Origin of the sequence: Marilutibacter maris, assembly GCF_003233695.1 — a bacterium.
Classification (GTDB): Bacteria; Pseudomonadota; Gammaproteobacteria; order Xanthomonadales; family Xanthomonadaceae; genus Marilutibacter; species Marilutibacter maris.
The window spans coordinates 2,307,040-2,333,114 of sequence record NZ_CP029843.1 but is presented as its reverse complement, the minus strand read 5'-3'; the positions used below and the strand labels follow the sequence as shown (position 1 = coordinate 2,333,114).

The 26,075-nt window shown below is 62.7% G+C and carries 24 protein-coding genes; 12 read left to right on the top strand and 12 right to left on the bottom strand.

Translation table 11 applies throughout. The features are described from left to right. The first annotated feature begins 323 nt into the window (after nt 1-323). From C9I47_RS10290 to C9I47_RS17585, 3 genes are all read left to right on the top strand, one after another. Nucleotides 324-1,235 carry a hypothetical protein gene (locus C9I47_RS10290; RefSeq protein ID WP_145985492.1) on the top strand — a complete coding sequence of 304 codons (912 nt, stop codon included), beginning with the start codon at nt 324-326 and terminating at the stop codon, nt 1,233-1,235. Between the two features lie 494 nt (nt 1,236-1,729). Next, nucleotides 1,730-3,895: a hypothetical protein gene (locus C9I47_RS17590; protein ID WP_145985491.1), complete on the top strand. Its 2,166-nt coding sequence runs from the start codon at nt 1,730-1,732 to the stop codon at nt 3,893-3,895. A 464-nt stretch (nt 3,896-4,359) separates the two neighbouring features. Further along, nucleotides 4,360-5,310 (top strand): hypothetical protein, encoded by a 951-nt coding sequence (locus tag C9I47_RS17585; RefSeq protein WP_145985490.1) that lies wholly within the window; start codon nt 4,360-4,362, stop codon nt 5,308-5,310. A gap of 55 nt (nt 5,311-5,365) precedes the next feature. On the opposite strand, the gene C9I47_RS10285 is transcribed toward C9I47_RS17585, so the two are convergent. Beyond that, nucleotides 5,366-6,226: an IS3 family transposase gene (locus tag C9I47_RS10285; protein ID WP_262982925.1), complete on the bottom strand. Its 861-nt coding sequence runs from the start codon at nt 6,224-6,226 to the stop codon at nt 5,366-5,368. Then, nucleotides 6,208-6,528: a transposase gene (locus C9I47_RS10280; RefSeq protein WP_111264920.1), complete on the bottom strand. Its 321-nt coding sequence runs from the start codon at nt 6,526-6,528 to the stop codon at nt 6,208-6,210. Before C9I47_RS10280 ends, C9I47_RS10285 begins: the two co-directional genes overlap by 19 nt. A gap of 99 nt (nt 6,529-6,627) precedes the next feature. On the opposite strand from C9I47_RS10280, the gene C9I47_RS10275 reads away from it, so the two are divergent. Next, entirely contained in the window at nt 6,628-7,431 is an 804-nt protein-coding gene (locus C9I47_RS10275; protein ID WP_145985489.1) for a hypothetical protein, read from the top strand. Between the two features lie 993 nt (nt 7,432-8,424). Here C9I47_RS10275 and C9I47_RS10265 read toward each other — a convergent pair. The 4 genes from C9I47_RS10265 to C9I47_RS17915 all read right to left on the bottom strand — a co-directional run bounded on the left by C9I47_RS10265 (nt 8,425) and on the right by C9I47_RS17915 (nt 11,924). Next, entirely contained in the window at nt 8,425-8,919 is a 495-nt protein-coding gene (locus C9I47_RS10265; RefSeq protein ID WP_111266657.1) for a DUF4440 domain-containing protein, read from the bottom strand. Between the two features lie 265 nt (nt 8,920-9,184). After that, nucleotides 9,185-9,889, bottom strand: a complete 705-nt coding sequence (locus C9I47_RS10260) for a transposase (RefSeq protein WP_111266656.1) — start codon at nt 9,887-9,889, stop codon at nt 9,185-9,187. 431 nt (nt 9,890-10,320) lie between these two features. Then, the gene (locus tag C9I47_RS10255; RefSeq protein WP_111266655.1) at nt 10,321-10,767 is read right to left on the bottom strand and encodes a VOC family protein; all 447 of its coding nucleotides are present in this window, start codon (nt 10,765-10,767) and stop codon (nt 10,321-10,323) included. Between the two features lie 449 nt (nt 10,768-11,216). Next, nucleotides 11,217-11,924 carry a CPBP family intramembrane glutamic endopeptidase gene (locus C9I47_RS17915; RefSeq protein ID WP_223250094.1) on the bottom strand — a complete coding sequence of 236 codons (708 nt, stop codon included), beginning with the start codon at nt 11,922-11,924 and terminating at the stop codon, nt 11,217-11,219. Between the two features lie 838 nt (nt 11,925-12,762). Between C9I47_RS17915 and C9I47_RS17710 the strand changes: the two genes are divergently transcribed. The 4 genes from C9I47_RS17710 (at nt 12,763) to C9I47_RS17580 (ending at nt 17,425) form a co-directional block, all read left to right on the top strand. Beyond that, nucleotides 12,763-13,335: a hypothetical protein gene (locus C9I47_RS17710; protein WP_190238475.1), complete on the top strand. Its 573-nt coding sequence runs from the start codon at nt 12,763-12,765 to the stop codon at nt 13,333-13,335. 171 nt (nt 13,336-13,506) lie between these two features. Next, the gene (locus tag C9I47_RS10240) at nt 13,507-13,956 is read left to right on the top strand and encodes a hypothetical protein (protein WP_223250093.1); all 450 of its coding nucleotides are present in this window, start codon (nt 13,507-13,509) and stop codon (nt 13,954-13,956) included. Continuing rightward, nucleotides 13,953-16,637: an XVIPCD domain-containing protein gene (locus tag C9I47_RS10235; RefSeq protein WP_145985488.1), complete on the top strand. Its 2,685-nt coding sequence runs from the start codon at nt 13,953-13,955 to the stop codon at nt 16,635-16,637. Before C9I47_RS10240 ends, C9I47_RS10235 begins: the two co-directional genes overlap by 4 nt. 218 nt (nt 16,638-16,855) lie before the next feature. Beyond that, nucleotides 16,856-17,425, top strand: coding sequence for a hypothetical protein (locus C9I47_RS17580; protein ID WP_145985487.1), 570 nt, complete (start codon nt 16,856-16,858; stop codon nt 17,423-17,425). 553 nt (nt 17,426-17,978) lie between these two features. Here the strand turns inward: C9I47_RS17580 and C9I47_RS10230 are convergent. Continuing rightward, nucleotides 17,979-19,016 (bottom strand): hypothetical protein, encoded by a 1,038-nt coding sequence (locus C9I47_RS10230; protein ID WP_145985486.1) that lies wholly within the window; start codon nt 19,014-19,016, stop codon nt 17,979-17,981. 420 nt (nt 19,017-19,436) lie between these two features. After that, nucleotides 19,437-19,880 carry a tellurite resistance TerB family protein gene (locus tag C9I47_RS10225; RefSeq protein ID WP_111266651.1) on the bottom strand — a complete coding sequence of 148 codons (444 nt, stop codon included), beginning with the start codon at nt 19,878-19,880 and terminating at the stop codon, nt 19,437-19,439. Nucleotides 19,881-20,029: 149 nt separating this feature from the next. On the opposite strand from C9I47_RS10225, the gene C9I47_RS10220 reads away from it, so the two are divergent. Further along, nucleotides 20,030-20,887, top strand: coding sequence for a class I SAM-dependent methyltransferase (locus C9I47_RS10220; RefSeq protein ID WP_111266650.1), 858 nt, complete (start codon nt 20,030-20,032; stop codon nt 20,885-20,887). A gap of 387 nt (nt 20,888-21,274) precedes the next feature. Next, nucleotides 21,275-22,105: a DUF5694 domain-containing protein gene (locus tag C9I47_RS10215; RefSeq protein WP_145985485.1), complete on the top strand. Its 831-nt coding sequence runs from the start codon at nt 21,275-21,277 to the stop codon at nt 22,103-22,105. A 70-nt stretch (nt 22,106-22,175) separates the two neighbouring features. Here C9I47_RS10215 and C9I47_RS10210 read toward each other — a convergent pair whose 3' ends face one another. The 4 genes from C9I47_RS10210 to C9I47_RS10195 all read right to left on the bottom strand — a co-directional run bounded on the left by C9I47_RS10210 (nt 22,176) and on the right by C9I47_RS10195 (nt 23,984). After that, complete coding sequence (locus tag C9I47_RS10210; RefSeq protein WP_111266648.1) at nt 22,176-22,436, bottom strand: hypothetical protein; 261 nt, start codon at nt 22,434-22,436, stop codon at nt 22,176-22,178. A 23-nt stretch (nt 22,437-22,459) separates the two neighbouring features. Beyond that, nucleotides 22,460-22,774 (bottom strand): YkgJ family cysteine cluster protein, encoded by a 315-nt coding sequence (locus C9I47_RS10205; protein ID WP_111266647.1) that lies wholly within the window; start codon nt 22,772-22,774, stop codon nt 22,460-22,462. Nucleotides 22,775-23,074: 300 nt separating this feature from the next. Continuing rightward, on the bottom strand, nt 23,075-23,263 hold the full coding sequence (locus tag C9I47_RS10200) for a hypothetical protein (protein WP_111266646.1): 189 nt from the start codon (nt 23,261-23,263) through the stop codon (nt 23,075-23,077). A gap of 100 nt (nt 23,264-23,363) precedes the next feature. Beyond that, the gene (locus C9I47_RS10195; protein WP_111266645.1) at nt 23,364-23,984 is read right to left on the bottom strand and encodes an NAD(P)H-dependent oxidoreductase; all 621 of its coding nucleotides are present in this window, start codon (nt 23,982-23,984) and stop codon (nt 23,364-23,366) included. 303 nt (nt 23,985-24,287) lie between these two features. Between C9I47_RS10195 and C9I47_RS10190 the strand changes: the two genes are divergently transcribed. Both C9I47_RS10190 and C9I47_RS10185 read left to right on the top strand, forming a co-directional pair. Further along, nucleotides 24,288-25,565 (top strand): hypothetical protein, encoded by a 1,278-nt coding sequence (locus C9I47_RS10190; RefSeq protein ID WP_145985484.1) that lies wholly within the window; start codon nt 24,288-24,290, stop codon nt 25,563-25,565. Nucleotides 25,566-25,609: 44 nt separating this feature from the next. Further along, the gene (locus C9I47_RS10185) at nt 25,610-25,993 is read left to right on the top strand and encodes a hypothetical protein (RefSeq protein ID WP_111266643.1); all 384 of its coding nucleotides are present in this window, start codon (nt 25,610-25,612) and stop codon (nt 25,991-25,993) included. Nucleotides 25,994-26,075: the final 82 nt, after the last annotated feature.

Sequence of the window (26,075 nt, the reverse complement as noted above, 5' to 3'; positions counted from 1 at the left end):
CGCGCCACCGGGGCCGGGAAGGGCCGGCAGTCGACAACGTCGGCAACTTCCAGTCACTGTGCAACGGCCACACCACTGGCTCTGACGCCCCTGTAGGCGCGGCGTCAGCCGCGACCAGCACCTACTCCTATCCGCCGCCCTCGATCGCCAAAATGTGATTGAATCGCTGATAGGGGCGGTCAGGACCCATAGCCTGGGGCAGGTCAGTCATGCGCTGTATGACGTGGGGGGCGAATACCACCGCAACATGTAGGCTGGGTTGACGAAAGAAACCCAGCGCCTGGTGCAGTCCACGGCTGGCAATTATGCAGAGGAGCGGAAACGTGGACGATCAGGAAAATTCAGCGTTGAAGCGAATCAGCGCGGGAGATGGCTTAGAGCGGTATTCGTTGCGTTTTGCCATCGACCTGCCACATGGTGCTTCTTTCACTGTGCGCCCGCCTGAGCAGTATCTGGTGTTCGAATTTCTTGGTAGGGCAATCAAGCTGAAACCAACGCTGCATGGCGCAATGGCGTTCGCGTCAGATTTCCCGACTGCAGCCGAAGCCAAGTATTTCGGCGACCGGCTCCGGTTAGCCTGCCAGTTGCTTTCGATCAAGTACTCCATTCCCATGTTCGTCGAACGAGAGCCTTCGCCGATCATACAGACGCCGAACTTACTGGAAAGTCTCGCGCCCGAAGCACGCTTTGTGGACGGTATGGCGCTTCAGGCGAGCTATACGATCATCCCCGAACACCAGTTGGTCCTGAATCTCGGCGAGTTTCGCGGGAACATGTCCGTGGTGCTTCAGCGCCAGCACATCAACGATGCACTTAATGAAGTGGAATGCCGCAACCCCAAGTCCGCGGTCGAGTTCAATGACTCAATCGACACCGCGTGGGGGTTTTGGTCAGTCGCATGTGCTGGCCATGGCGAGATAGTCCGCATCGTGAACATCGTGGCCGCCTTGGAAGTTCTGGCCAGTGCAGCCAAGATCAACCGCAAGCGTGAGGACGCTGTCCGAATGTTTATGGAACTTCGACAAAAAAAATTGCAGCAAGCTGGATTTTTCCAGCAAGGAGATAGTCCAAGAGAGTTCTGTAAAAAGCTTTTCAGACGGCGTGGCGATCTCGTGCACACCGGGAAATCCAATGTGGCCTCACATGGAATATCGGAGACTGCACGAGAGATGTGCCGAACGCTGCTTATTGATGCCATCGACGCCAGCTACTTCTGTAACCAGGAGCCAGAGTAGTCTTCCTCCGACTCAACGTCGATGACTTCTCGGCAAACCCCTCGCATAGATCACCCAGCCCTGAGTCATTGTCTGAACCAGTATTGGCACATGAAGCCGGCGTGTCTTACCGCCCCGGACCGCGAGCGGGGTGAGGAAGCGCGTCTGCGAGCCATGGCTCGCGCGCCGACGAGCGCCCGAGCGCTGCGCGCGAGGGCAGGGGGCTGCTTGGCGAAGCAGACCTGAGCCCCGCTGCGGGCAAGGTGAGAGCGCACCAGGGGGAGCGGCGTCAGCCGCGACCCCAGGCCTCGTCTACCCCCTCCCCCAATTTACCGCCCGAAAGCGCCGGAATGTGGTTGAATCGCTCATCGAAGCTGTCAAGACTTACAGCCTGAGGCAGATCGATCCACTACGCGCTGTATGGCGTGGGTGGAGAGTATCAGCGGAATATGTAATTCTTGCGGAGCTATGACATCTTGTTGTTGTCACCTCTTGTTTTCATTGAGGCATCCAAAATGTTTGACGAGAAGCGACTTGAACTTGCGTTTGAGCGCCTGAAGGCCGAGAACTGGCGGCTCTTTGAGCGCTACGCATCTGCATTCTTCTCTAGCGAGTTTCCAAGCCTTCGAACGATGGCTTCACCGTCAGGTGATGATGGGCGGGATGCCGAAATATTCTCGCCTGACGGACGTCCAGAAATTGCGCTGCAATACTCTGTGGCCTCGGACTGGCGAGCCAAGATTAATAGGACGATCGCGCGGCTGAAAGAGACAAAAAAGTTGGGCCGGATTTTAATATATGCAACGAGTCAGCAAGTTGGTGCTGCAGCAGACGATTTGAAGGCAAAGTTACTTCTAGACGAGTGCGTTGTTCTCGACGTTAGAGATCGCAGCTACTTCTTAGAACGCTTTCGCCAAGACGTGAGTCGAGCAGAAATATCAGAGGCTCTAGCGCGAGAGATGGTAGACCCGCTTTTGCAATCTAAAGGAATCATAGAAAGAAAAGCGCAGGCGCTGTCTGAAGACGAAAGCAGGGCGGCGCTGGTCTTCCTAGAACTTCAGTGGGAGGATGAATCGCGAGATAAAGGGCTTACGAAAATTTCGTTTGAAGCGCTTGTTCGATCCGCTTTGCGAGATACTAGTAGCGAAAACCCGATGGATCTCGCTGAAATCTACAGGCGGGTTTGCGGGATGGTTCCGGAGCACGACACTGAATTTGCTCTTCGTGAGGTCGACAAGGCGCTTCGCCGACTCGACAAAACTGTAATTAGGCATTATCAGAAAGAGGAGAGGTATTGTCTTTCGAATGAGGAGGTGATGCGAATTCGAGATAGACTCGTTGATCTGGAGATTCAGGAAAGTACGCTGAATTCAGAAATACACGAGGTTTTCTCGTCGCTTGCTAATGCGGAAAGCCCTAACGTCAATCCGGATCTTCTCGTTGTGGCGGCTCGTGCCGCGATTGAGCGATTTCTTATGGAGCGCGGTGAGTCGTTCGTGGATGCCACGGCCACTGGTCTCATGGTTACTTTAAGTGCTGAGGATCTTAAGCGGATTTCCAGAGAAGAGGTTGCGAAGACAGGAGTTAACCTGGAGAAAGATTCGGGTGTTCTTGGCTTTTTCATGAGTTGTGTGGAAAGGCTTCTAGAGAATCCAACGCCGGGTGTTTCGAACTATCTTCGTAGGATATCTGACGCCTACACGCTGCGGGCGTTTCTCCGTCAAACTCCTGATGTGCAGGCGGCGGTTCGAAAGATGTTCTCCTTTGGCGAGATATGGTTGGACACCTCCTTCATCCTTCCAATGTTCGGGGAGGCGCTGCTCCCTAGGGCGGATAGGAACTTCATACGGCTTGCGCACGCAGCAGTGAACGCCGGACTCACGTTACGCGTCAGTCCTGGGGTGATTGAAGAAGTTGAGAGGCATATGAATCGCGCGCGGGTGTGCGCTAGTACTCCTTCTGCCACTTGGCAGGGGCAGATTCCGTACTTGCTCTCTATCTACGTCTATCGTGGCTACGATCCTGCGCTTTTCTCAGATTGGCTTAATAAGTTTGCAGGTGAGTACCGCCCGGAGGATGATCTTGCTGAGTACCTCTTAAGAGAGTTCAAGATCAGTCGGACTGAGATAGAAGAAGATGCTCGGCGAGCGTCAAGCGATCTTCGATTGGAGGTTCAACGGATATGGCAGAACGTGCATGAGGAGAGAAGCAAGCGTCAATCTGGTCGCGACCCATTGGTTGCGCTAAGGATGGCGGAGCACGACGTAGAAAATTACGTTGGGGTAATCTATAGGCGTAACAGGGATAGAGATAGTGCGATTGGTTACACGTCTTGGTGGCTAACACTAGATTCGAAAGCTTTTCTGATTGCTCAGCAGCTACCGCAGCATGTGCTTGGTAAGCATCAGTCCCCGGTGATGAGCGCTGATTTTTTAGCGAACTATCTAGCTGTCGGTCCGCTGAGGGCGGCAAATGCTGGCGAGTCTATGCCTCTCGTGATTGATGATCTGACATTGGAGAGCATAGATCGCAGCTTGTTCGATCTCGCAAGCGACATTCGGGCGAAGAATTCTGGTCAGCCAGAAGTCCTAGTTAGAAGGATGGTTAGAGATGCACTAGACAAAGCCAGACGCAGGATAGGTGAAGTTCATAGCCGAGGACTCGAGTTTATTGTGGATTGAATGAGAGCCGAGGTCAGCGAATATGGCGAAATTAAAAACAGGGGTCAGAGTCGGCTTTCTCTAAAGCTGGGGTCAGAGTGGGCTTTCCGCCGGCCCCTATATGGAGAGTAGAACGGATTGCCTCGCACTTGACATATATCTAGTCAGGACGGAGGCGTGACCGATACGGTGGAGCCCTAAGGCCATAATCGTGGCATGATCCAAGCCTGATCCGTTGCTTTACTAGGGGGTATGGCATGGACGAACGGCCTGAGTTTCTTGTTCGGGGTGAGCGCGCTAGCCCGGTTTATCCCGGCGCATCGGGATCTCAAAGCACGAGGCGGAGATTCAGAGAGACTAAGTCTGGTCTCTTGCTGCCAGAAGGCCTTGAAGACCAGCAGACATCCGCGGACTCCCTCGGTGGGAAAGGAGGCGGACGTTCGCAGGCTGGGCGCTGGTCCGGGTACGCCCTAAACCTTTTCTCGGTGCTAATTCAGCTTGTTACGGTGCTTGTGCTTTGGTGGACGTTTCAGAGAACCGTGATTCCTATCCAACAAAAGGAGCTTCTTGCGGAGCAGGCGGCGCGCCTTGAGCGCGAGAACAAAAGGGCCGCTGTTTCCGTGGCAAAGGCGCAAGCAACTCTATCAGCAGTTAATGAAGACTTAGATGCGCAGAGACGAGAGCTTGCTCACCTGAAAAGGGAGCGGCTTCGACTCGAGCAGGAATCGCGCGAGTCCCAGAATGCAGCGGTGCTCGCTCGCAGAGCAGAAGAGCGGGCGAATGCAATGGAGCGTGCTGCTCGAGCAGCAGCAGATAGGGCGAACGTTAGTCTTGAAAGCGCGCAATGGAATATATTTGCTAGTACTGCAATGTGGGTTATTTACGAATTTGATTCGCGCATGGCAAGGATTAATATAGAAAATGCTGGTGCTGATGCCAATTTGTCATATGAGGACCGGGTGAGGGAATCCCTAAAGAAGGCGAGCGAGAGTTGGCTTGACTACGAGGTCGTCGTTAATGAAACGGCCTCAGAGATTCGTCAACTTCGCAGTCCGTACTTCACACCCATGATGGCTGCCGAATTCGCGAGTGTTTTTGAGAGCGAAGGGCGCTCGTTTCGTTGTCAGCGCCCAGATTTTGCCGCGATGGAGGCCCGGTATCTTGCGGATTTGGCGAGCGCTAGGGCTACATCCCATGAGAAAGCGCTTGCAGAAATGCGCGAAGTCACAGCTAAGTACGCTTCAGAAGGGCGTAGGGCCGTCTTTGAGAGTGGCTGGGAAAAGCGGACAGCTGAAATTTACTTCATATCTGACGCGGCGGTGATTAGCTTGGGCCTCGGAGAAGAACTTCGTAATATAACCAAGGAGTGCGAGGATCGTTTTGTAGAAATTGGTAGCGCATTCCTGCGAAGTAAGACGGAAACAGGCGGCGAATAAGCACCCTGCGGAAAAGGGGTCAGGTTGGACTGCCCCGGCTTTCACAGACAGGTGGTCAGGATACAAGCCTGACCGATAGATAGTTCCTCTCCGCCTGCACGGGTGATTGGTAGCCCAGTGCCGAGTGCATGCGGATGCGGTTGTAGAAGAGTTCGACATACTCGAACACTGCCATGCGTGCGGCTTCGCGGCTTTCAAAGGGTCTGTCGTCACCAATCTCGTGCTTGAGGGTGGCGAAGAAACTCTCGGCCATGGCGTTGTCGTAGGGCAACCCCGGCCTGCTCATGCTCAGACGGATTTTCGCTGCCTCCGCTTTGGCCCGGTAACGGGCGCCGGTGTACTGGCTACCGCGGTCATGGTGAAGGATCAGACCCGGCTTGGGGCGACGCTGCTGCAAGGCCATATCGAGGGCGCGCTCGGTGAGATCGAGCCGCTGGTGGTTGTCCATCGCCCAGCCAACAACGCGTCGGCTGCAGGCGTCGATCAGGGCCGCGAAGTGGAGCGGCCCTTCGCGCGTGGGCAACTGCGTGATGTCGCCGACCCACAGCCGGTCCGGCGTCGGTGCGGCAAACGGCCACGAGCATAGCCGTGGTGCCGCTGGCGTGCGCTGATAGGCGGCGCGAGCACGCAAGAAGCGGCGTCGGCGGCGCGTCCACAGGCCGAACTCTCGACGAAGGCGATCCATTCGATGGCGTCCGCAGTCGATGCCACGCCGACGCAACTCACGCCACAGACGACGGCTTCCATAGCTCTCTCGAAGTTCCCGGTGCGTGGCTGCGATAACTGCCGCCAGCTTCACGTCTTCCGTTGCCCTGGTGCTTGGTGGACGCCGCTTCCAGGCGTGATAGCCGCTGAGCGACACCTTCAGCGCCCGGCACAGGTCTGTCAGAGGAAACGTCATCCGTTGTCCGTCGATCCAGGCGTACCGCGCTTGGATGCGCTCGCGAAGTACGCCGTCGCTTTTTTTAAGATCGTGTTTTCCTGCTCTAGCCGAGCGACCTGCCGGCGCAGTTGGGCTAGCTCCTGCTGCTGTGGCGAACGCCGGCCAGAGCCACGGAACGCCTGATCCCCATCAGTGGCAATCGCATCGCGCCATTTGTAGAGCCGGTTACGCGGTACGCCCAACTCCAGCGCCAGCTGGGTAGCCGGCTTGTCGCCGCGCTCCAGCAACCGCACCGCCTCGCGCTTGAACTCTGCGGTGAACTTCTGCCTTACCATCAAACACCTCCGGGGTTGTCCCCATTTTCAGGTGTCTGTGAAAGGCGGGCCAGTCCAGGTTGGACTGCCCCATTTCCTCGGGAAGAATGATGGCAGGATGTGAGCTTCAACGGGCGCACGGCTATGGACGATGCAAGGCCGGCCACTAAGCTGAAGAAGCAGGAGCGAGACGCGCTCGTTGAAGCTCTGCTTTCGAATCGGTCGCGGTGGTCGCTGCAGCCGGTATCCGTGCTTGCTGGCGATCACACGCCACGACAAGAAATCGATGTCGCGATCAGGCAGATGGAGAAGTTGATGCCGCCGGCATTCATCCTCGGCCCGATGCCCATGATCGTGACGCAGTATCGGCTGCTTCGCTTCGCGCAAGGGCCGCGCAACATGGCGGATATGCGGATCACCATCGAAGCCATCCGGCGGCAAATCCGCAAGCTCATCACTGTGGCTAGCAAGCCCGATGATGCAGCGCTTAAGAGCTATCTTGATGTGATGGCGCCGCAGGCCAAGCACTACGTGGCCGTCAGCATGCAGTTGCCAAATATCCGGATCGGCACCTATTACGACGGTGTCTTCGATGGGGTTGCCCAGGAACACTTGCGACTCTCGGCACGACTCGCCCTGGATCATCCGCATCTGGCAAAACGGGCGAGAGGGCGGCGAGCCGACCGCGCGGGAGATGCCCTGATCTGGAGTGCTTATCGGGCTTATCCGCTTTACACCGGGCAGGAGCCGCGGGTGTGGGCGGATGGGCGAGGCTTTAGCGATTTCATTGCGGTCGTGGCGTTGCTGCTTGAGCTGGCCGGCGATCCAAGGCATGAGGCCACACTGCGGGATCGCTGCCGGAAGGCGTTGCGGCAGGAGCCGAAGCCGCCCTACGAGGGCCTGCTTTTCGCCAGGTGTGTCTGAAAATTTCCCCTCCGCCCGGGAGGAGCTGTAGGTGTTTTGATGTGGTTGCCAATTCGGAATCCGCCCATGAAAACACTGATCGATCTTGCGCAGCAGTTGCTGAACCCGTCGCCGCTGGGCGCGGTAACACTGATCGCACTGGCGGCACTGGCCGTTGCCTATCGGGCGTTGGATCGGAGGAAATAGAGTGGACAGTGCATTCAACTGTCGGCCGGAGCAAGCCAAACAAGGGGCACCATTTCGCCGTCGGGGTCAATGGAAAAGGGGGAGGATTCATTTATCCCGTGATCTGGGCCGGCCGCGGGGTCTGACGGCTGCGGACCGCTGAGTCAAGGTTTCGATCTGTTGACGGAAGCGGTCGCTGCACCAGGCTTTCTGCTGCTGGGTGTGGGCGCAAAGGTCGTCCAGGTCGCTTGTGCGCAGCTCCGTTTCGAACTCTATGCATAACCTGAGGCGCATTACTTTGCTTTCGTCGCATACAAGACTATCGCGCGATAGTCAGCGTTGCTGATTGGAACAGGTCCATGAACGCTGGTGATGGGATCTTGCCCAGGGGCGACGATTACATGTGCGCTGCCATGATCTTTGGCGAATTTCTCTAGTTCAGAAATTAGTTGGTTTACTGTCAGGGCTTGTGAACTATTCATGAGCGCTCCTATAAGGCGATGTGAGGGGGCGACGTCCCCCCGTTTTTAGTAGCGGGGCGGTTTAGAGTCCGAGGGTAATGGTAGCCGGTTCGCCGGCCAGTCGTTTCGCGTAGTCGGAAGGTGTCAAAAACAGGGGTCAGAGTCGACTTTCTCGATGAGCTTCGAGAAACGCTACTTTGACCCCTTGTTCTTCGGGTGCGGCATGAGGGCTGGTGGCGAAAACGCAGCCCTCATGTGGCATTGCCGCCCGATGCCGATCTCTGGGTCGAATGGCTGAGGCGGGCAGGAAAAGTTCACTTTGCCCCGGGTTTCCGACCCAGGTTTCCGGTTTCCGTCTAGGTCGACTTCAATCGCCGCTGGTCACGGGCGCGAAGTTGGCGTGTACCAGCATCCACGTGCCGTTTTGCCTGACATAGACGCGCGTCGACTTGGCCAGGACGTTGTCGATCTTGCCGTCCTTGTCCTTGACCATGCCCACGTAGTTGTAGGCCAGAATCGCGGTATCTCCGTAGACCTGCACGTGCGGATTGATCATGTCCGACAGCAGGCCCGTGCTGCCGCCTTGCAACGAGGCATCGAACATGCGGCCCGCCAGTCCCTTGCCCTCGATCAGGGTCGGCACGTCGGGGTTGAACTCGGTGTAGTCGTCGGCCACGGTGGAGAAAGACTGTGCGGCGGGCTTGTTCTGGTCCTGCGCGGCCCACTGGGCCCTGGCCGCGGCCATGACCTCGGCGGCAACCGCCGGATCTTCGGCGGCCGACGCCTGGCCGGCGCAAACCAGCAGCGCCCAGGCAGCGGCAAGCAGTGTCGTGCGGACGGAACGTTGATCGAAGACGGACATGTGAGACTCCTCGTGGTGAGCCAGCGGAAGTGACAAGCCCGAAGCCCTCTAGCGGCTTCCCTGCTGCCTATTCGCGGTGACTGACTGCCCCGAGCCCGATGCCGATACCCGGGATGGACACCCGGGGTGAGATGGATGCCGGATACCCCAGATCAGATGGGCGGCAATCTGCCAAACGCCGGTCCTCGGCAATACCGGCCACCGCGCCCAAAAGCAGGGGTCAGCGTCGGCTTTTTAGGCAAAACCGGGGTCAGAGTCGACTTTCTCAGGGGTTGATTGGACTGACGCGCTTGCGCGGTCGCCCGAGCTTGGCGGGGCCTGTGGCGCGGCCGAGTTGGGCTTCAATTGCGCGGCGGAAGCGATCGGGGGCGTAAAGGTGCTGGCGTTGCAGGTGCAGGCGGATGGCCTCGGTCTCGGCGGGGGCGATGGTCTCCATCACCAGCGCTCGCCAAGCCTGTCGTCGGCTGTCCAGGTCGGAGCCCAGTGCCCGCCACGCGGGATGCGGGTGGATCAGGGGGTCGGGTTCGCCAATGGCATTGTGGCGATGGCTTGACCAGCGGTAGTCGGCGGGATCGGCGACCATGCGCGCCCGCAACGGGTTGAGTTCGATATAGCGCTGGCATTGCAGCAGGTAGCGGTCGTCGGCCACCGGACACGATTTGTAGCGTCCTTCCCAGAGTGTGCCGGTGCGACGGTAGTGCTCATTGATGTAGCGCACGTAGCGACGGCCAAGGGCTTGCATGACCCTGCCGATCTGCCTGGGGGCGGACGGAGTCATCAGCAGATGCACATGGTTCGTCATCAACACATAGGCGTGGACGGCGCATTGTTCTCGTCGGACGATTTCGCGCAGGTCCTGCAAGTAGCGAACGTAGTCGATCCCATCGAAGAAGCACGGTTGGCGGTCATTACCGCGTTGCACGACATGCTGGGCGATGCCGGGCAGGTCGATACGAGGGCGTCGGGGCATGGTCGCGTCCTTGCGGGAAACGTGTTCACGCTAACTTGCGGCATGACGCCGGCTCATAGGCGTGCTTCCCGGCAACGGCTAGGAAAAGTCCACTCTGACCCCGGTTTCTGTTTGGAAACTTTGGCAGAGTCGAGTTCCCTGCCGTCGATTGCCCGGATTCGGCCCGATGAGCCCCCCACCAAAGCCACCCCGTCCAGCACCCGACCCGCCAGCCGGGCCCGAGCTGAGGCGGGAGCTCGTCGAGTCATATAGCGAAGGCCCTGCAACCGACCCGTTCGAGCGCTGGCTGGCGCTGATGGAGGTGATCGAAGCCCTGTGCCCGCGCTGGCCCGAGCGCAGGCCGCGGCCCGGATTCCACGACATGAGGCTGTAACCGTGCCGGCGCAGGAGCGGTTCCTGCGCCGGCGTTTCCAGCGTTGCCCGTCAGGCACTTACCCGTGCGACGGCTTCCAATCCCCCGACGGCACCGTATTCACCATCCACGGGACGCCGAACCTGTCGACCAGGGCGCCGTAGCCGGGCGACCAGAAGGTCTCGGCGAAGGGCATGACGGTCCGGCCGCCTTCGGCCAGCCGGGTGAACCAGCGCTCCGCCTGCGCGATGTCATCGGTATGCAGGGTCACATCGAACCCGTTCTTGGGCTTGTCTACGTTGGGCGCCCACTCCACGTCCATGTCTGCGCCCATCAGCGCCTGGTCGCCGACCTCCAGCCAGCAATGCATCAGCCAGTCCTTGTACTTGTCGTCGGTGATCGGCATGTCCGGCGGCGCCTCGCTGTAGGGGAAGGCGGCGGTGATCTTGCCGCCGAGCACGTCGGCGTAGAACTCGAACGCTTCGCGGCACTGTCCCTGGAAGCTCAGGCTGGTGACGATCTTCATGGCATCTCCAAAAGTGGGGTCAGGTTTGTTTTTCGATGGAGCGCGCACGCCAACCGCGGTTCTCAACCGCGCCGCGCCGCCTCCTTGGTGTTATCGAACCACGGGCAGATGCTGTTCTTGCGGATCATGTCGGTCCTCCTGCCGGGTTCGACAGTACAACGAACGGGCGGGGCGATATTCGACACCTCCGGAGCATCCCGTTCGCGGGCGCCCGCAGGCCGGACGCGTGCGGCGGTAGAGGCGGCCAACGCTAGCAGGCCGAACAGGCCGAACGGGTGCCCGACGCGCTGTCGTCGCCAGCCGTACACGCGCGGCATGCACGGACGGGGTTGAGCCCGGCGTAGCGTCAGCAGGCGAGCAGGTAGCCGTCGCTGTCGACCCGTGCCGATTTGAAGCCAGGAAATGGCGACCCTGTCTTGGCTGCGCTCCGGGCCCGCTTCGCGTTGCGCTCAGTACCACCAGGCCAATGCAGCCAACGCGAGCAGGTTCCAGCCGACGTGGGCCGCGATCGGGGCCGCCAATCGTCCGCCGCACAGCAGGCACAGCAGCGACAGGGTGAGGCCGCCATACAGTGCCGTGTCGACCATGCCGGCCCAGCCCTGATAGCCGTGCACGGCGCCGAACAGCAGCGCGACCAGCGCCACCGCGGCGCCCGTGCGCAGCGGGCCGGGACCGAGTGCGCCGCGCAGGCCATGCAGCAACATCCCGCGGAAATACAGTTCCTCGGCGAAGGCGCCGAGCGCGCCGAGCACGGCCATGCCGGCGACGCCGCCGGGTCCGCGCATCTGCTCGAGGTTGGCGACCACGTCGCTGCGCGCCGCGCCGCCGGTGGCCGGGATGATCACGGCGAACTGCAGCACTGCGAACGCGACGGCCACCGCGAGGCCGATGCCGATGTCGCGCATGAGCCGCTGCCGGACCAGTCCGATGTCGCGCCAGCGCACGCGCACCAACCGGAGCACCAGCGCCAGCGCGGCGACGGTGAACAGCAACTGCAGGACGCCGACGACCGCATGGCCGCTGCCCTGCAAGCGCAGCCCGAGGACCGCCTGCGGCAGGATGAAGGCCGCTGCGATCGCGAGGACCCAGGCGAGCGTTCCTGCAACGAGCGCTGCGATCCAGCGCCGACGCGGGATCGGTGGCGACGTCGTGTCCATGGAGCGTCTCCGGCTTGCGCAGCCCTCAATCTCGTCGATCGCGTGGTGCCGCGCACGGCCCGATGGTCATGGCGTGCCGGGTCAGCAGGTGTCACGCACAAAGCAGTGGTCAGAACAGACTCTTTGCGGCTCCCGCGATCGGACCTTGTCATTCGTGGGGCGTGTCCCCATCGGGTGGGGGAGGAAGAAGGGTAGGTTCATTCATCCCGTCACTTGGGGTGGTCTCGGGGCTTGAGGGCTGCGGAACGTTGGGCCAGGACTTCGATCTGTTGACGGAAGCGGTCGCTATCTTTGCACCCTGACCCCGATTCCCACCCAGGACTCCAGGTCACCTGGCTATTGATGGTGGGCGGATATTGGCTTGTCCGAATGGATCGAGGTCGGAAAGCCCTCTTGCTGATTTACTCTGACCGCGACAATCGGAAGGGTGTGGCCTGATGAATCAAGCCGAGTCTGAGTCGCGGAGCGAGCCCGCCCGCAAGAACAACAAGATGCTATGGGGCCTGATCATTGCAGGCGTTGTCTTGACGCTCTATGGCTTCGCGGAAACCTGGCATCACACAAGCAAGCTTCTCGATATGGGGAACAGAACAGCCGCGGAGTCTGCATGGACCCGGTTCGCGCTTCGGAGCATAGGCGGCTGGGTCGGCGCGGGCGTGGCTCTGTTCGTGCGATCACTTGTTGTCGGGTCGAAGCGATAACGTTCACTCTGACTTGGGCCTGCTCTGGCGGCAGGTTTCGAGCGTACGCGCTGATCGGGCGACGCTCGTAGAGTGATGGGCGACCATCCAGGTTCTGCGATTCAGCGGGCTTGTAGTGACCCTGTGGATGATCCGAAATGGAGTACTTCATGTCCCCTCCACCTCCTCCTGTCCCGTGGCGCTTGCGCGAGATGCTCCAGGGCTATCCGGGGCATATCGAGCGTCTGCAGGAAGTGCTCAGCTACATGCTTGAGGAGCCTGCGCCTGGCGTCGACCCTTTTGAGCGCGCCATCTGGTTGCTTGAAGGCAGGCTTGAAACCTTCATCTTCGAGGCTCGCGAAGAACTCAAGGCCGTCGTGGCCAGTGGCGATGAAAAGGCGGTTGAGCTGGCGAGGGCGAAGGAATCGCTCATGCTTCGCGCCCACTCCAAAAATGGCGGGCTATTCGATCTGAGCGAGCTCCAGTCCTACTTCGGCAGGCCCCAGGCGAGATACAAGGGAAGCCGGAGCCCGACGCTTGATTGGATCCTGGCCGTCATCGTGCTGGCGTCTCTACTGGTGGGGCTACGCGAATACAACCAGTACAGCCAGCAGCAGCGTGCTGCCAGGCTGAGCGCCCATCTGGATGCGTTTCTGGGCCCTGCGGAATCCACTTCAGCAGATGGCGAGTGGACAGAGGCGGCACCGGAAGAGGAGGACCTGGATCCATGACTCTGGGGCGGAGCATGGTTGAGCCGCCCGGTTGGCGACACTGCCGCGTGGGCACGGGGCGAGCGATTTGCGGCAAGGGGGATGGGGGAGATGTGGAGCCTCGTTCACACCGCAGTTGTCTAGAATGGCTCCCAGGTCGTTGGGTACCGCTAGTAGGCAAGGAAGATCAGCATGGCTTTTGTCAACGAGTTCATCCCGGAAGCGGATGTCGAGAAGTACGGTCTGAAGGAGATTGATCAGCATTTCATCATTGGCGGTACGAACGCGCGCGACTGGACGATCGACCGTGAGCGCGACATCTATCTGAGGAATGTTGCCAATGGGAGAGAGGAGTTCCGAAGCCAGACGGAGTGGACCTTCTACTGGCATGGCGCCGAGCTGACGCTGCGCCTGTATCTGCTGGAAGGCAAGGGCGGACGCGGTGAAGCTGGATGGTCGCATTGGAAACTCGCCATGCTCAATGGCACTAACGGCCTTCCCGAACACCTCAAAGCACAGAAAGCTCAAATCCTCCGGGACCTCAAGGATGCGCTGATCGCGTATAGGGGCGCCGGCGTCTATTCAGCGGCCTATAGCGACTACAGCGTGACTCTGGATATCGGTGAGGAGTGCGTGCTGTGAGCACGCCACTGACTTCCGATCAGGCAACTGCATTGCTGCGAGAGAACCCCGACGCCTACCGTACGCCGGAGGCGCTGCGTACCTTGGCAGCCCAAGTGGATGCGGATGCATCCGGCCGTGTCACCGTGCTCTACAGCGGTATGTCTGCCAAGGACGTTTCTTCTTCGCAGATCATCAGGTCAATGGTTACGGCGGGTGAAGACATCCGCGTGATTGACAACAGCGAAGCGGCCAAGCTGTTGCAGTCTCGCGAGTTCTTGCATTCGGTTGCAAGGGCTTTCGACATCGAAGATTCGCGTGCATTGTTCGACGGAACCTATCGTGGCCCTGCCACCGATTGGCTGTATCACCCCACGCAAGGTCCCTGGGCGGACGCTTCCGCCCGTTTTGCCGACGCCACCGTTGGCGAAGTGCGCACCATCGTCGGGGACGCCAGCCCGGATCGCGTTTTCGGGGCAACCGAGGTGCCCCGAATTCTTGCCAACGAGCGGGTGCCGACTGTTGAGGGCATTCCGCACGAGGCGCTGGTTACCCGCCAGTCCTCACACGGTACGCAGGCGGCGTTCGAGATGATCGTGGCGCGCTCCCGCGAGCACGTCGGCCTGCTCAGGACTCCCGTCGACGTACCGCTCAACCATGAAGGAAGGCTGCTGTTCGACGAAGCGAACACGCTAAGACTCGACAGCCGCGAGTACTTCGCAGCGACCCGGCTCGAAGGCAAGGTGCCGGATTTCGCTGGCGAATCGCGTCCGTTGATTGGCAGCATGAATCCACCGACCGAGTACGTACGTGCCGGCCAGGTGCACCTGCAGGAACTGCAACTGCAGAGTGTTCAGCCCCATGGCGCCGGGATGAGTCGGCTTGTGCGGGGCGCCGGGGCTGCCGGCGTCGTATTCACCGCCTACGACATCGCCGACACCGCGCACGATGTGTCGCGTCTGCGCGCACAGGGCAACGACACCGCCGCCGCGGCGCGGATCGAGCGTTTCGCGGTCCAGAACGTCGGTGGCTGGGGCGGTGCGGCGGCGGGCGTGGCGGGTGGTGCGCTGGCCGGTGTCGAAACCGGGCCTGGCCTGCTGGTCACCGGTGCCATCGGCGGCGTCATCGGTGCGGTGGCCGGCGACAAGGTGGGCGACTGGCTCGCCGAACGCAAGGTCAATCGCCAGGAGGATTCGCAGGGGCGGACCTGGACCTTCGATCCGGAGCAGCCGGAGCGGGGGTGGACGCATCAGGCGCGGACGATCGACACCGAGGCGATGCGCTTCCAGACCAGCGACGCGATCCGCTACAAGACCGAAACCCTGACCGCCGATCCGGCGTTGTCCGAACGCCTGAACTTCCAGGCCTCGAGCACCTCGATCGAGCTGGCGCTGGGCGCGCCGCCGCGGTCGCACGACCCGTACTCGCTCCCGGCCGGCGAGCAGGACGCACGCAGCGCCCGTGAGGCGCCGTGGACTCGCGATCCGGACACCTGGCAATGGAGCCGTGAGGTGAGCCGCGTCGTCGACTATCGCCACAACAGCGAGGTCTACGAAAAGCAGACCGTGCAGGCGAGCCCGCAACGTGCGGCGGAGCTGGAGCAGCAATCGCAGGAGCGCATCGCCCGCAACGCCGGCCAGACCCCGGCGGTGATGGCCGCCAGGTTCATGGACGCCTACGAAAGCAGGGGCTGGACGCAGTACGGCCCGCCGCCGGAAGTGGTCGCCGACGCGCTGCGGCACCCCGGTAGAATCGTCGGTTCGGACGGCGACATATACGAACGCAGTGCCCAGGGGCAATGGACGCACAACGGCCTGCTGTGGGACAGCGAGGCCAAGGGCAATCTCCGCGATGAGCTGGAGACCACCTACCGGCGGCAGCAGGCGGACGAGCGTATCCCGACGCTGGAGCCGGTGCGCGTGACCGCGCCACCGACGACCAGCCGCGCACCCATGCCGGCACCGGGCCTGCAACTCCCGGACAGCCTCAAGGACCCCGCCCACCCGGGGCATGGCAGCTTCCTGCAGGCGCGCGACGCCGTCCATCGGATGGAATTCGCCAACAAGATTCCTGCCGGCCCGCATAGCGAGCAGCTGGCCGCCGCGGTGGCGACCCGGGCCGAGACCGAAGGTCTGCGCCTGGGCAGCATCCAGTTGCGGCAGGGCGGTGGAGGCCAGCTGGATATCATCGAGCGCGGCGCCTACGACGCCCCCGAGAGACATGTCGCACTGGATACCCGGCAGGTGCTGGGCCGCTCGGTGGAAGCGCACAGCCACGACTGGTCGGCGGCCCGATCGCCGCACTACGTCAGCCAGGAGCCGGCGGCCGAACGCACCGCGGAACACATGCAGGTCCTGGAGCAGCTGTCCGGCAACGACCGGGCCCTGTTCGACCGCATCCGCGACCGGGTGCCGGCGCATATCGGCGATGACCGTGTGCTGCAGGCGATGACCGAAGCCCGCGACACGGCCGGGGTCGACCGTCCCGAGCGATTGGGCGCGGTCGAGATCCGCGGCGATCAGCTGTCGGTGGTCAGCAACTCGGCAGCGGGGTTCCGGGCGACCGTCGACCTGGCCGGCCCCGCGCTGTCGATGCAGGAGAGCCTCGACAGGAACAACGGTCCGAGTCAGCAGCTGGCCCAGCAACAAGCCATCGATGCCCAGCAACGCGAACAGCAAGGGGCGGCGATGCATCTTGGCTGAGCGCCAGATTCCCGACTGCTGCAGTCAGAGGCGACCCGCATGACAGACGTGACACACGTCCCGGGTCGCAGCAACCGCGATATACCGGGTCCCGCCGCATCCAACGACAGCCGGTTGCCCGCAATATTCGGAGGCGATGGGAACGTCGTCCGAACTGTCGTGATGCGCTCTGCGACGAAGATGTCACGTCACCGACGGGACGAAATTACGGAGCGTTCATGACGATCCCCCTGATGCAGGCTATCCGTCGCCATCGGAAGTCGGCGGCATTGTTGCTTGGAGCTGCGATGTCGCTGGCAAGCTTCTCGGTTGCAGCTATCAGGCCGATGGTTGATCCAGTTGAGCGCGAGGCGCTCTGGGGCTTTGTAGAGGCTTTTGCCAACAGTGCTGACGCAGTGGGCGCGTCCGTGGTTGACTATTGGCCGGGGACTGAACCGCTGGAGCCTGTGAGGGAGTCCGGCCGGATAAGAATCTATGATGGCGGCGCGTTCCCAATAGCCAGCTCACTACGAGCCAGGACATCCGAGGTCCGCGTCCATGAAAGCGGAGCGCTCAACCTGGCTCTTCTGGAGGTCGAGGGCTCATGCGTTCTGCCTGCAGACGTCGAGAAGCGTTTCCAGGACGTTGAGCGCATCGCGTATCCCTCTCCAGGAGATCCGAATCCTCATGTATACCGAAGGATCAGGCGAGGCTCTTTGGCGGTTTCTTTTGGATTCCCGGTCAAAGGTCAGGGGTGCCTGTCAAGAGTCGTATTTGACCCCGATCCAGTGATTCCTTTGTCCCATTAGAGGCCAAGGCCGCAGGCGACACTGGCGGTGTTGAATTCACGTTGCGCGGCCTTTCGCCATGTATGCGCGAACAGGGTTGAGCTCAATGTGGCGATAGCGGGTAAGCAGGCCGTCGGCATCATCGGCGAAGCAGGCTGGTCGGTCGTTGCCACGTTGCACGATGTGTTGGACGATGCCTGGGACGCCGTGGCGGGGATGGGACGTGCGGGGGCGGTGTGGTGATTGTCGCCGTGAGGCTCAGTGAATCGATGGAGATGATTTCGTGCTCAAGACTATTGGCAACTTGATCCTGATAGCGGTTCTGGTGTCCCCGCCGTTTGTGCTCATTGAGGTCGTTGGGCCTGGCTTTTTTACCGGCGATGGCGTCGGCAGGTTTCTGGCTTTTCTTTCTGTATATGTTTCCCTGGTTGGGTTGAGAGTGTTCTTTCCAAGAAAGAGTGCGCAGGCTGGGGACGCAAGCTAGGTCATTGCTCGAGATTGGCGGTAAGGACGCGGGCGCCCGTGCCGTTTGGATGGCCCCGTCTTGTAGCCAAGCAGGCCCCGGCCGCCTCGCTCAATGCGCAACCTGGGAGGCGCATAGCACGTCCCGGTAGGCGCACAGATCGTCCAGCAGCGGTTTTTCCTCGGCCAGGATCGCGGCTTTTTCGGCGGCGCCCACCATCTGGATCATGTAGCTCTGTTCGTCGTTGCCCTGGCGGTCGATGAAGGGACTCATCAGGCTGGCCGGCTCGGCGAGGTCGGGCCGGGCGCCGAGGTCGGCATTGGTCAGGCCCGGGGCGTAGAACATGAAGTGCGGCATGGACATGGTGCGCACCTGCAGGTCCGGTGGCCCGATCGTGCGCATGACCGGCGCGATCATGTAGGACAGGCCCGCCTTCGCCGGCGCCCGATAGACCTTGTCCCGGTAGCGGCGCTCGACCTCGGCTTTCAGCGCCTCGGGCGACATGCCTTGGGCACGCATCGCGGCGGTGTCGAGGATGACCTTGAAATGCGCGCCGATGCCGGCAGCGTCGTAGCACAGCGGGATGTAGATGTCGTCGCGGAAGTCGGACAGTTCCCAGGCGGTGCGTTCGACCAGGCAGGCCACGCCACTGCGGCCTTCGCGCGCCAGTCGATAGCCGCTGTCCGGGTCGAGCAGGTAGACGCTGGCCTCGTCGCGCAGCCTTGCGGGCAGCGCGCTCAGCGCGTAGCGGGTTTCCAGATCGGCGGGCATCGCTTCGACGACGGTGCCGGGGGTGTGGTCGATGGCGGCGTCCTGCGCGGGTGCGGCAGTCACCGCGGCCGATGCCGAGGCCAGGCCGAACGCGGTGAGCGCGGGGAGGGCGAAGGCGTTGAGGGTAAAGGCGCGGAGGCGTTTCATGTTTCGATTCCTTGGCGGTGCTTGCGGGCGCCGCGCACCGATGAGGGCGGTGGCGGCTGCAGGCGGATGAGAGCGGACGGATGAAAGCGCGTTGGCAGTCGGGTCGGCAGGCGTGGTCGGTCGTATTCGCGGGTGAGACAGCTGCCCGCTGTCCCGCAACGGCTCCGCTGCCGTGTGGGCGATGCCGGCGATCGGAGCAGCGGGATGCATGCGCCATGCCGGCGCCGACATCGAGCATGACCTCCATAATTCAACCGTGTGGTTGAATGTATGTGGCCGCTTCGAAAAAATCAACCGACTTGTTGAATGATGGGCCCGTGCGCCGCTGCGAGCCCGGGACTGGACCGCCCAGGGAGCACAGGTGCCCTCTGAACGCGCTGATGCGGGAGACGGATGCCGGGCAGCTCACGGATGGCGACGATGTCTTCGCGGTCCATCCGGGTGGACGCTTCAAGGCGGACAACGGGACAGCACCCGTCGCCGCGACCGTGGCAATGAGTGCGGTGCCGCATGGCAGCCCGATGGCCGGGCCGAGACGCAGGTGGCATCGGGCGCGCTGATGTTTGCGGAGCTACTGATCGATGCTTCGACCAGGGGTGCCGCATCTCTTCGATGTCGTTTGCCGGGATGCCGGGCTGGCCCCGGCCAGGGTCACCGCTCCTTCGCCAGGAGCTTGCGACGGATGAACTCGGAATGCGGAACGGCGAGCAGGTCGGCCACGCGACGGACCATCAGTTCCTCGTGCTTGTCCAGGCGCGCGTCGGCGAACGCGACCCGCCACAGCCATTCGACGAGTTCGGCGCGCTGCTCGGGGGCGAGTCCGGGTCGCAGCCCGCGGGTGAATTCATGCAGTGATATCGATTGACGCCTGGCCTCGTGCGCCTGCTCCATCAGCGATGCGAGCTCGGCCGGCGCCATGCCGAAGACCGTGGCCATCGCCTCGTGGACCACGTCCAGCTCGACCTGGTCGCCCCCTTCGGCGGTGACCGCCATCTCCAGCAGCAGCGCGGCGGCGGCCCTGGGCAGCGCATGCGGGTCGGACGAGGGTTCGTGGCGGTTGACGATGCTCGTGAGAGCCTTGAACCAGTCGCTCAAGACGGTGCCTCCGGTGCGATGGGGCGTGATTCCAGAAGCTGGGGCCTTCCCATGTGATTTCAACCCGACTAAAAAGGGACGGATACGACCGTTGCGCCTCCCCGCCTGGGGGAGACTTCACCCGGACCGGCTTTCGACGACGCGACCCCATGAATCCCCCGTCCAGTGCCCCGACACCCGATGAGGAAGGCCCGGGCCCGCAGTGGGACCGCGTCGCCGCGGGCTGGAAGACGTGGTGGCCCACGATCGAGCGCGCGGCGCAATGCGTCAGCGAACGGATGCTGGACCTGGCGGATGTGGCGACGGGGCAGCGGGTGCTCGACATCGCCACCGGAATCGGCGAGCCCGCCTTGCTCGCGGCGCGCCGTGTCGGCCCCGCGGGGGGCGTCGTCGCGACGGATGTTTCATCGCGGATGCTCGAGATCGCCCGGGAGCGGGCCGCCCTGGCAGGGATGTCGAACGTGGATTTCGGACTGGCCGATGCGGCACAGATGGATTTCCCGGAAGGCGGCTTCGACGCGGTGCTGTGTCGGTGGGGCGTGACCTACCTGCCGGATCCGCCCAATGCGCTGGCGGCGATACGCCGCACCCTGGTTCCCGGCGGCGCGTTCGCCACCGCGGTGTGGGCCGAGGCCGACAGCCGTCCGCTGGCCGACCTCGCGCAGGCGGTCGCCCGGGACATGTTCGATCTGCCGGCACCACAAGCGCAGGCACCCTCGCGGGCTGGATCGGTGGAGGACGCGCTGGCGAAGGCGATGATTCACGCCGGGTTCGCGGATGTCCGCACCGAGCGCCTCGGTCTGACCCTGGAGTGGGCCTGCGCCGATGCCTGCACGCAGTACGTGCTGGACGTGTCCCCGGACCTTGTGGCGCTGTTTCTCGACAGGTCGAGCGCGCAACGCGCGGAGTACCGGCACCGGCTCGCCGACAGGCTTGGGCCGTACCTCGCCGCCGACGGCCGCGTCCGCATCCCGAACCTGACGGTCTGCGCGGCGGGGCGGCGCTGAGTCGCCGCTTCATGCCGCCATGGCCGGGCATTCGTTCGACCGCCGACACATGCCTGATCAAGGCAGGGGCAGGGTCGAGTTTCATGGGGTAAGCGGATCGGCTCGCCTGCGCGGCGGAGGCGATCGGAGTCGTGGAGGCCCGACGCAGGCCGATGGCCTCGGTCCCGGTGAGGTCGAGGGTTTCATCGCCCGTGCTCGCCAGGCCTGTCGGCAAATGACTACGATCAGAGTGAGTTCCCGGGCGGCGATGGAGAGGCATGTCTTCGCGGGCGTGTCAGCGTCGCAGGTCCGCCATGCGAGAAAAAACGCCGTGGAGCCGTGCCGGTTGCAACCTTGGGGTGCTCCCTTGCATCCGTCGTTTGGATACCTCCAGAAAAAGGACCTCCGATGCGCTTGTCTGTCCGGTTCCGAGCCGCCTCCGTCGCCTCGCTGTTGTGCCTGTCCGCCTTTACCGCCGCCTCGGTGACATCGGCGGTCGCACCGGCACGGGTGATGCTGATCGGCATGTTCCATTTCGCCAACCCGGGACGGGACATGGTGAAGAGCGGGGTCATCGACGTGATGACGCCGACGAACCAGGCCTATCTGGATGGCCTGGCCGCCCGGTTGGCCGCCTCGGAGCCGACCGACGTACTTGCCGAGTGCAGTCCGGCAGACCAGGAGAAGTACGACCAGCGGTACGACGACTATCTGGCCGGCCGCTACGAGCTGCCTTCAAACGAGACCTACCAGATCGGTTTCCGGGTGGCGAAGCTCGCCGGCCTGCGGGGCGTGACGTGCTTCGACGAGGACGAGGTCGGCTGGGACGCCCAGCCGATGTTCGATTACATGGACGCGCACGACACGCACGCGAAGCAGGACATCGAGGCGCGGTTCAAGGTGCTGTCCGCGGAACAGGACCGCGAGCAGTCCAGCCTGTCGCTGGCGCAGCTGCTGCATCTGGCCAACGACCCGTCCCGCGATGCGATCAACAAGGGGCTGTACCTGCGCACCAACGCGGTCGGCGCGGGCGATGGGTTCGCCGGCGCGGATGCCTCGGCGAGCTGGTGGCATCGCAACTTCCGCATGTACGCCAACATCCAGAAGGCGGCCGCTCCGGGGCGCCGCGTCATCGTGCTGGCCGGGCAGGGCCACACGGCGATCCTCAGGGACCTGCTGGCCGTGGACGACCGCCGGAGCGCCGACGACGTGAGGGTCTACCTCGACGGTACCGACTGAACAGGCGCGGCGGTACGGGCGAACGGCTGCGGAAGAGGGGCGGGTTCAATCGCCCGCCGGTGCAACGGCCTCAATGCGAGTGCATCGCGGTCAGTGAGGCGTTCAGCTTGTTTTCCTCCAGCAGCCGGCGCAGGCGCCGTTCGACCTCGGGCAGGTCCCGCAACTGGTGCCCGGCATACAGCGAGTACGTCGGCCGTCCGCGGACGAGGTTGCGGGCGACGCTGACCTGCGGCGTCTGGCAGGCGTTGGCCCACAGTGCGTGCAGTTGCGTGGGGCCGATGCTCTGGCTGGGGCTCAGGGTGAAACGGAAGACCGCCATGTAGGATTTCATCTGGGATGCTCGCGCAGGAGGGCTCAGTAGAGGACCAGCGGGATGTCGCGCGTGTGGTGATCGCGGTAGTCCTCGCGGATGGCCTGGCAGTACGGGCCGCCCATGGCGAAGCGACGGCACACCGAGGGGCGGCTCTCGTAGATCGAGCAGCACATGCGCGCGCCGTCCAGCGCGACGCACCAGCCCTCCTTGTCCTTCGCCATCACGTGGAGGCCGGCGGCGGTATGGGTGGTGAGGTGCCCGGCGACCCGGTCTTCGGGCTGCAGGACCACGGTCAGGCGGCAGCACACCGCATCGCAGCGGCTGCACAGCGGGACATCGGCGGCGACGGCGCTCATGCGCGCGGACGACCGCGGACGGGCGGGATCGGAGCGGGGAAGGAATGGCCTGGCATGGGCGCTCCCGGGAAGCGACACCCGAAACGGGTGGTCACGCATGGAGGGAGCGAAACCGGCGACGGCAGTCGGAGGGGACGCGCGAATGCAACGGTGGTACGGCTGCCAGCTTACACAACACGGCCCGGCAGGGGCAGGGCGGGTGTTTCCGGGGGGCGTCCGGCCCCCCGGCCAGTGCGACCGTCCGGGCCAGGCGGGCGGCGGATCAGGTTCCGGAGGTCGGTCGCCGCACTGGCTTTCGCCTCAACGGCACGGCCCTCTGTAGTCGCCATGTCCGAGGTGGGCGCTGATCGCTTCCGGCGGCAGTTCCAGCGTCTTCTTGCCCTTGTGGCAGACCAGCCGCTTGTCGGCGGGGCCGCCGACGTAGTCTCCTGGCAGCATCACGCAGGCGGACAGGGGCAGGACAAGCAGGAGCGCAGCCAGGCATTTCATCGGGGATGTCTCGCGACGGGATGGTGCGCCTAGAGTAATCCCGCGCCGGCCCCGGTGTCGTGACCTGCGGCAGGTCGACGGGCCAACCGCGCCGGGTGGTTCAGTCGCCGGCGCTGCCGAAACGGGAAGCGCAGTGGCCGTCGACGTCCCGCAGCCAGGATTCCCGTGTGTCCCGCGAGCTTCCGACCACCGGCCTGAAGATGACCCGCTTGAAGCTCTCGACGCCGCAATAGGGCAGGACGCAGCGCCCCCAGATCAGTTCCAGCGGATCGCCGAGGTCGCGACGTTCCCGCTCGGGCTCGGTGTCGGAGGTGTTGATGACCAGCGCCGTTCGCATCGCCAGCAGGCCCTCGGGCATGCCATCGGCGGTCTCCAGGCGGTAGGCGACGCCCGGGACCAGGACGCGGTCCATCCAGCCGGCGAGGATGGCCGGCGGCTTGCCCCACCAGTTCGGATGCACGACCAGGAGTCCGCCGGCCTTCGCGACGCCTTCTCGATGCGCTCGCAGCACCGGGTCGACCGCCCGCGCCAGCGCCTGCTCGAGCGTGTCGCCGACGGTATAGGCCTCGTCCTCGCTCAGGCAGGGATCGAAGCGCTCGGCATACAGGTCGTGATGCTCGATCGTATGGCCCGCCGTCAGCAGGGACGCGCGCGCCGTCGCCGAGATGGCGTGGCAGAAGCTGTTGGAGCGCGGGTGGGCGACGATGGAGAAGATGTGCATTGATTGAAGCCTCTCGGGTGATCCGGATGCGCCGCGAACAAGTGAGAGACACTTTCGGTTGCACGTTCATGGGAGACCGCCGCTGGCGCGGTCCGCGGCAACACTAGCAATCCACTGCGCCCACCCGGTCATGTTCCAGCTTGGTGATCGTGGCATGATCCAAGCTTGATCCGTCGCTTGACAAGGGGGTAGGGCATGGATGGTCGGCCTGAATTTCTCGTCCAGGGTGAACGCGCTCGATTGTTTCCGGTACTCGCGGAAACCTCCAAGGAGGGTCGAACTCTCTCGATCGTCCTCGCTTGCATGGAGACCGTGGAGGATTTCGGCAAGGCGCTGCTATCCGACCTCGGTATCAAGGCGGGAGCGCGAATGCGGCTGGAGGCCTATACCGAAGTCGTGCTTCGCAATGGCGGGACTGGCAAGGCGAGACCGGACGGGCTGCTCGTGTTGCGCTCCGGAACCACGAGTTGGACTGCCCTCGTTGAGGCGAAGGTCGGCAACACCGATCTGACACCGGAGCAGCTTGAGTCCTATTTGGAACTGGCCCGACTCAACGGCATTGACGCGCTGCTGACCATTTCAAACCAGTTCGCGCCGTTGCCGAGCCATCATCCCGTGGAGATCGCGGCGGGTTCTTTGAAGAAGGCGAGCCTCTGGCATTGGTCGTGGATGTACGTGCTGACGCAGGCGGCGCTGCACCTGGAAAGCGGCGAGGTCCGGGATCGCGAGCAGCGTGTGATTCTCAACGAGATGGTTCGTTTCCTCAGCCATCCCAGTGCGGGAGTGAAGGGTTTCGACCAGATGCCTGCCTCCTGGAGTACCGTCGCAAATGCGGTGCAGGCAGGGGGGACGCTTTCGCCCAGGGCCAACGAGGTCCAGGAAGTGGTTGGCGCCTGGTATCAGGAAACTCGAGACCTGAGTCTGATCCTGAGTCGGCAACTGGGTGAGGAGGTTTTGGTGAAGGTACCCAGGGCGCACGTGCTCGATCCCGGGCTCAGGATCAAGGAGGATGCGGAACGCTTGGCGCAGGAATGCCGATTGCGCAGCATCTTCTCAGTCCCGAATACCGCAGCGGCCATAGAGGTCGCTGCCGACTTCAACCGACGATCCGTCTATGCCTCCATGCGCGTTGCCGCGCCCGGCGATCGCAAGTCGACCAAGGCGCGATTGACCTGGTTGCTGCGCCAGATGGCGAAATCCAGACCCGACAACGTCCATGTCCGGTTCTACTGGCCGGGCCGGGGGCCTTGCACACAACATCCGTTGTCGGTGCTGCGTGAGCGTCCGGAGGTCGCGGAGGAGAGCGGGAAGGTGGTGTCTTCCTTCGAGGTTGTCTACGCACGGGATCTCGCCGGTCGTTTCGCTCAGCGCCGCAACTTTGTGGCCGATCTGGAGCAGGCGATTCCGGACTTCTATGAGCAGGTCGGGCAGCATCTGAAGGCCTGGCAGCCCCGGGCCCCGAAGATCAAGGAGGATCGTGCGGATCCTGCGGATGTCGGCACAGCGGCTATGCAGAAGGATGCCGAGCTTGTCGTCTCGGAGCGGAACTCGCTTGGCGAGGGGAACGCCGGAGATGCCTAGCTTCTTGTCTCGCTGCTAGAACACGGCAGGGGTCGGCTGCACTCATGTGGCGCATCCTCCATAGCTTTGCACTGATCACGCTCCTGACAGGCTGCAGCAGTGTGCCGGCTCGGATTCCGCTGTTCGAGCCCGTCACGCCGACCTTCGTCCAGGGCCGTGTGATCGAGCTCAGGCCGCAGGCTGCATGGATGGAGTTCGTCGACTACACCTTCGTTTCCTACGACACGGTTGTCATCGAGCTGTCCTCGCCGATGGAGGTTAGCGGAAAACGCGTGTACCTGCAGTATCAAGGTGTTCCCATCGCCTCGGGCAAGACGATTGACGTCGGGCAGACGATCTCCTTCACCCTGCCAGTTGTTGCCGGTGACGGGTGCTGCGAACCCTACCTCGAAGACATCTCCGATCTTGATGTACTGATCGGCGAGTAGTTCGTTCGACTCGCGCTTCGCGGCTGCGGTGGACGCCAATCTCCATCCCGACACGTACAAGCCGGCCCTGTCCCTGCTGCCG

Bases quoted from the DNA above. Each gene is read 5' to 3' on its own strand.
- C9I47_RS17590 (WP_145985491.1), top strand. From the start codon at position 1,730: ATGTTTGACGAGAAGCGACTTGAACTTGCGTTTGAGCGCCTGAAGGCC.
- C9I47_RS10280 (WP_111264920.1), bottom strand. From the start codon at position 6,528: ATGGTAAGGCAGAAGTTCACCGCAGAGTTCAAGCGCGAGGCGGTGCGG.
- C9I47_RS10265 (WP_111266657.1), bottom strand. From the start codon at position 8,919: ATGTCCGTCTTCGATCAACGTTCCGTCCGCACGACACTGCTTGCCGCT.
- C9I47_RS10260 (WP_111266656.1), bottom strand. From the start codon at position 9,889: ATGCCCCGACGCCCTCGTATCGACCTGCCCGGCATCGCCCAGCATGTC.
- C9I47_RS10255 (WP_111266655.1), bottom strand. From the start codon at position 10,767: ATGAAGATCGTCACCAGCCTGAGCTTCCAGGGACAGTGCCGCGAAGCG.
- C9I47_RS17915 (WP_223250094.1), bottom strand. From the start codon at position 11,924: ATGGACACGACGTCGCCACCGATCCCGCGTCGGCGCTGGATCGCAGCG.
- C9I47_RS17710 (WP_190238475.1), top strand. From the start codon at position 12,763: ATGGAGTACTTCATGTCCCCTCCACCTCCTCCTGTCCCGTGGCGCTTG.
- C9I47_RS10240 (WP_223250093.1), top strand. From the start codon at position 13,507: ATGGCTTTTGTCAACGAGTTCATCCCGGAAGCGGATGTCGAGAAGTAC.
- C9I47_RS17580 (WP_145985487.1), top strand. From the start codon at position 16,856: ATGACGATCCCCCTGATGCAGGCTATCCGTCGCCATCGGAAGTCGGCG.
- C9I47_RS10230 (WP_145985486.1), bottom strand. From the start codon at position 19,016: ATGTCGGCGCCGGCATGGCGCATGCATCCCGCTGCTCCGATCGCCGGC.
- C9I47_RS10220 (WP_111266650.1), top strand. From the start codon at position 20,030: ATGAATCCCCCGTCCAGTGCCCCGACACCCGATGAGGAAGGCCCGGGC.
- C9I47_RS10215 (WP_145985485.1), top strand. From the start codon at position 21,275: ATGCGCTTGTCTGTCCGGTTCCGAGCCGCCTCCGTCGCCTCGCTGTTG.
- C9I47_RS10210 (WP_111266648.1), bottom strand. From the start codon at position 22,436: ATGAAATCCTACATGGCGGTCTTCCGTTTCACCCTGAGCCCCAGCCAG.
- C9I47_RS10205 (WP_111266647.1), bottom strand. From the start codon at position 22,774: ATGAGCGCCGTCGCCGCCGATGTCCCGCTGTGCAGCCGCTGCGATGCG.
- C9I47_RS10200 (WP_111266646.1), bottom strand. From the start codon at position 23,263: ATGAAATGCCTGGCTGCGCTCCTGCTTGTCCTGCCCCTGTCCGCCTGC.
- C9I47_RS10195 (WP_111266645.1), bottom strand. From the start codon at position 23,984: ATGCACATCTTCTCCATCGTCGCCCACCCGCGCTCCAACAGCTTCTGC.
- C9I47_RS10190 (WP_145985484.1), top strand. From the start codon at position 24,288: ATGGAGACCGTGGAGGATTTCGGCAAGGCGCTGCTATCCGACCTCGGT.
- C9I47_RS10185 (WP_111266643.1), top strand. From the start codon at position 25,610: ATGTGGCGCATCCTCCATAGCTTTGCACTGATCACGCTCCTGACAGGC.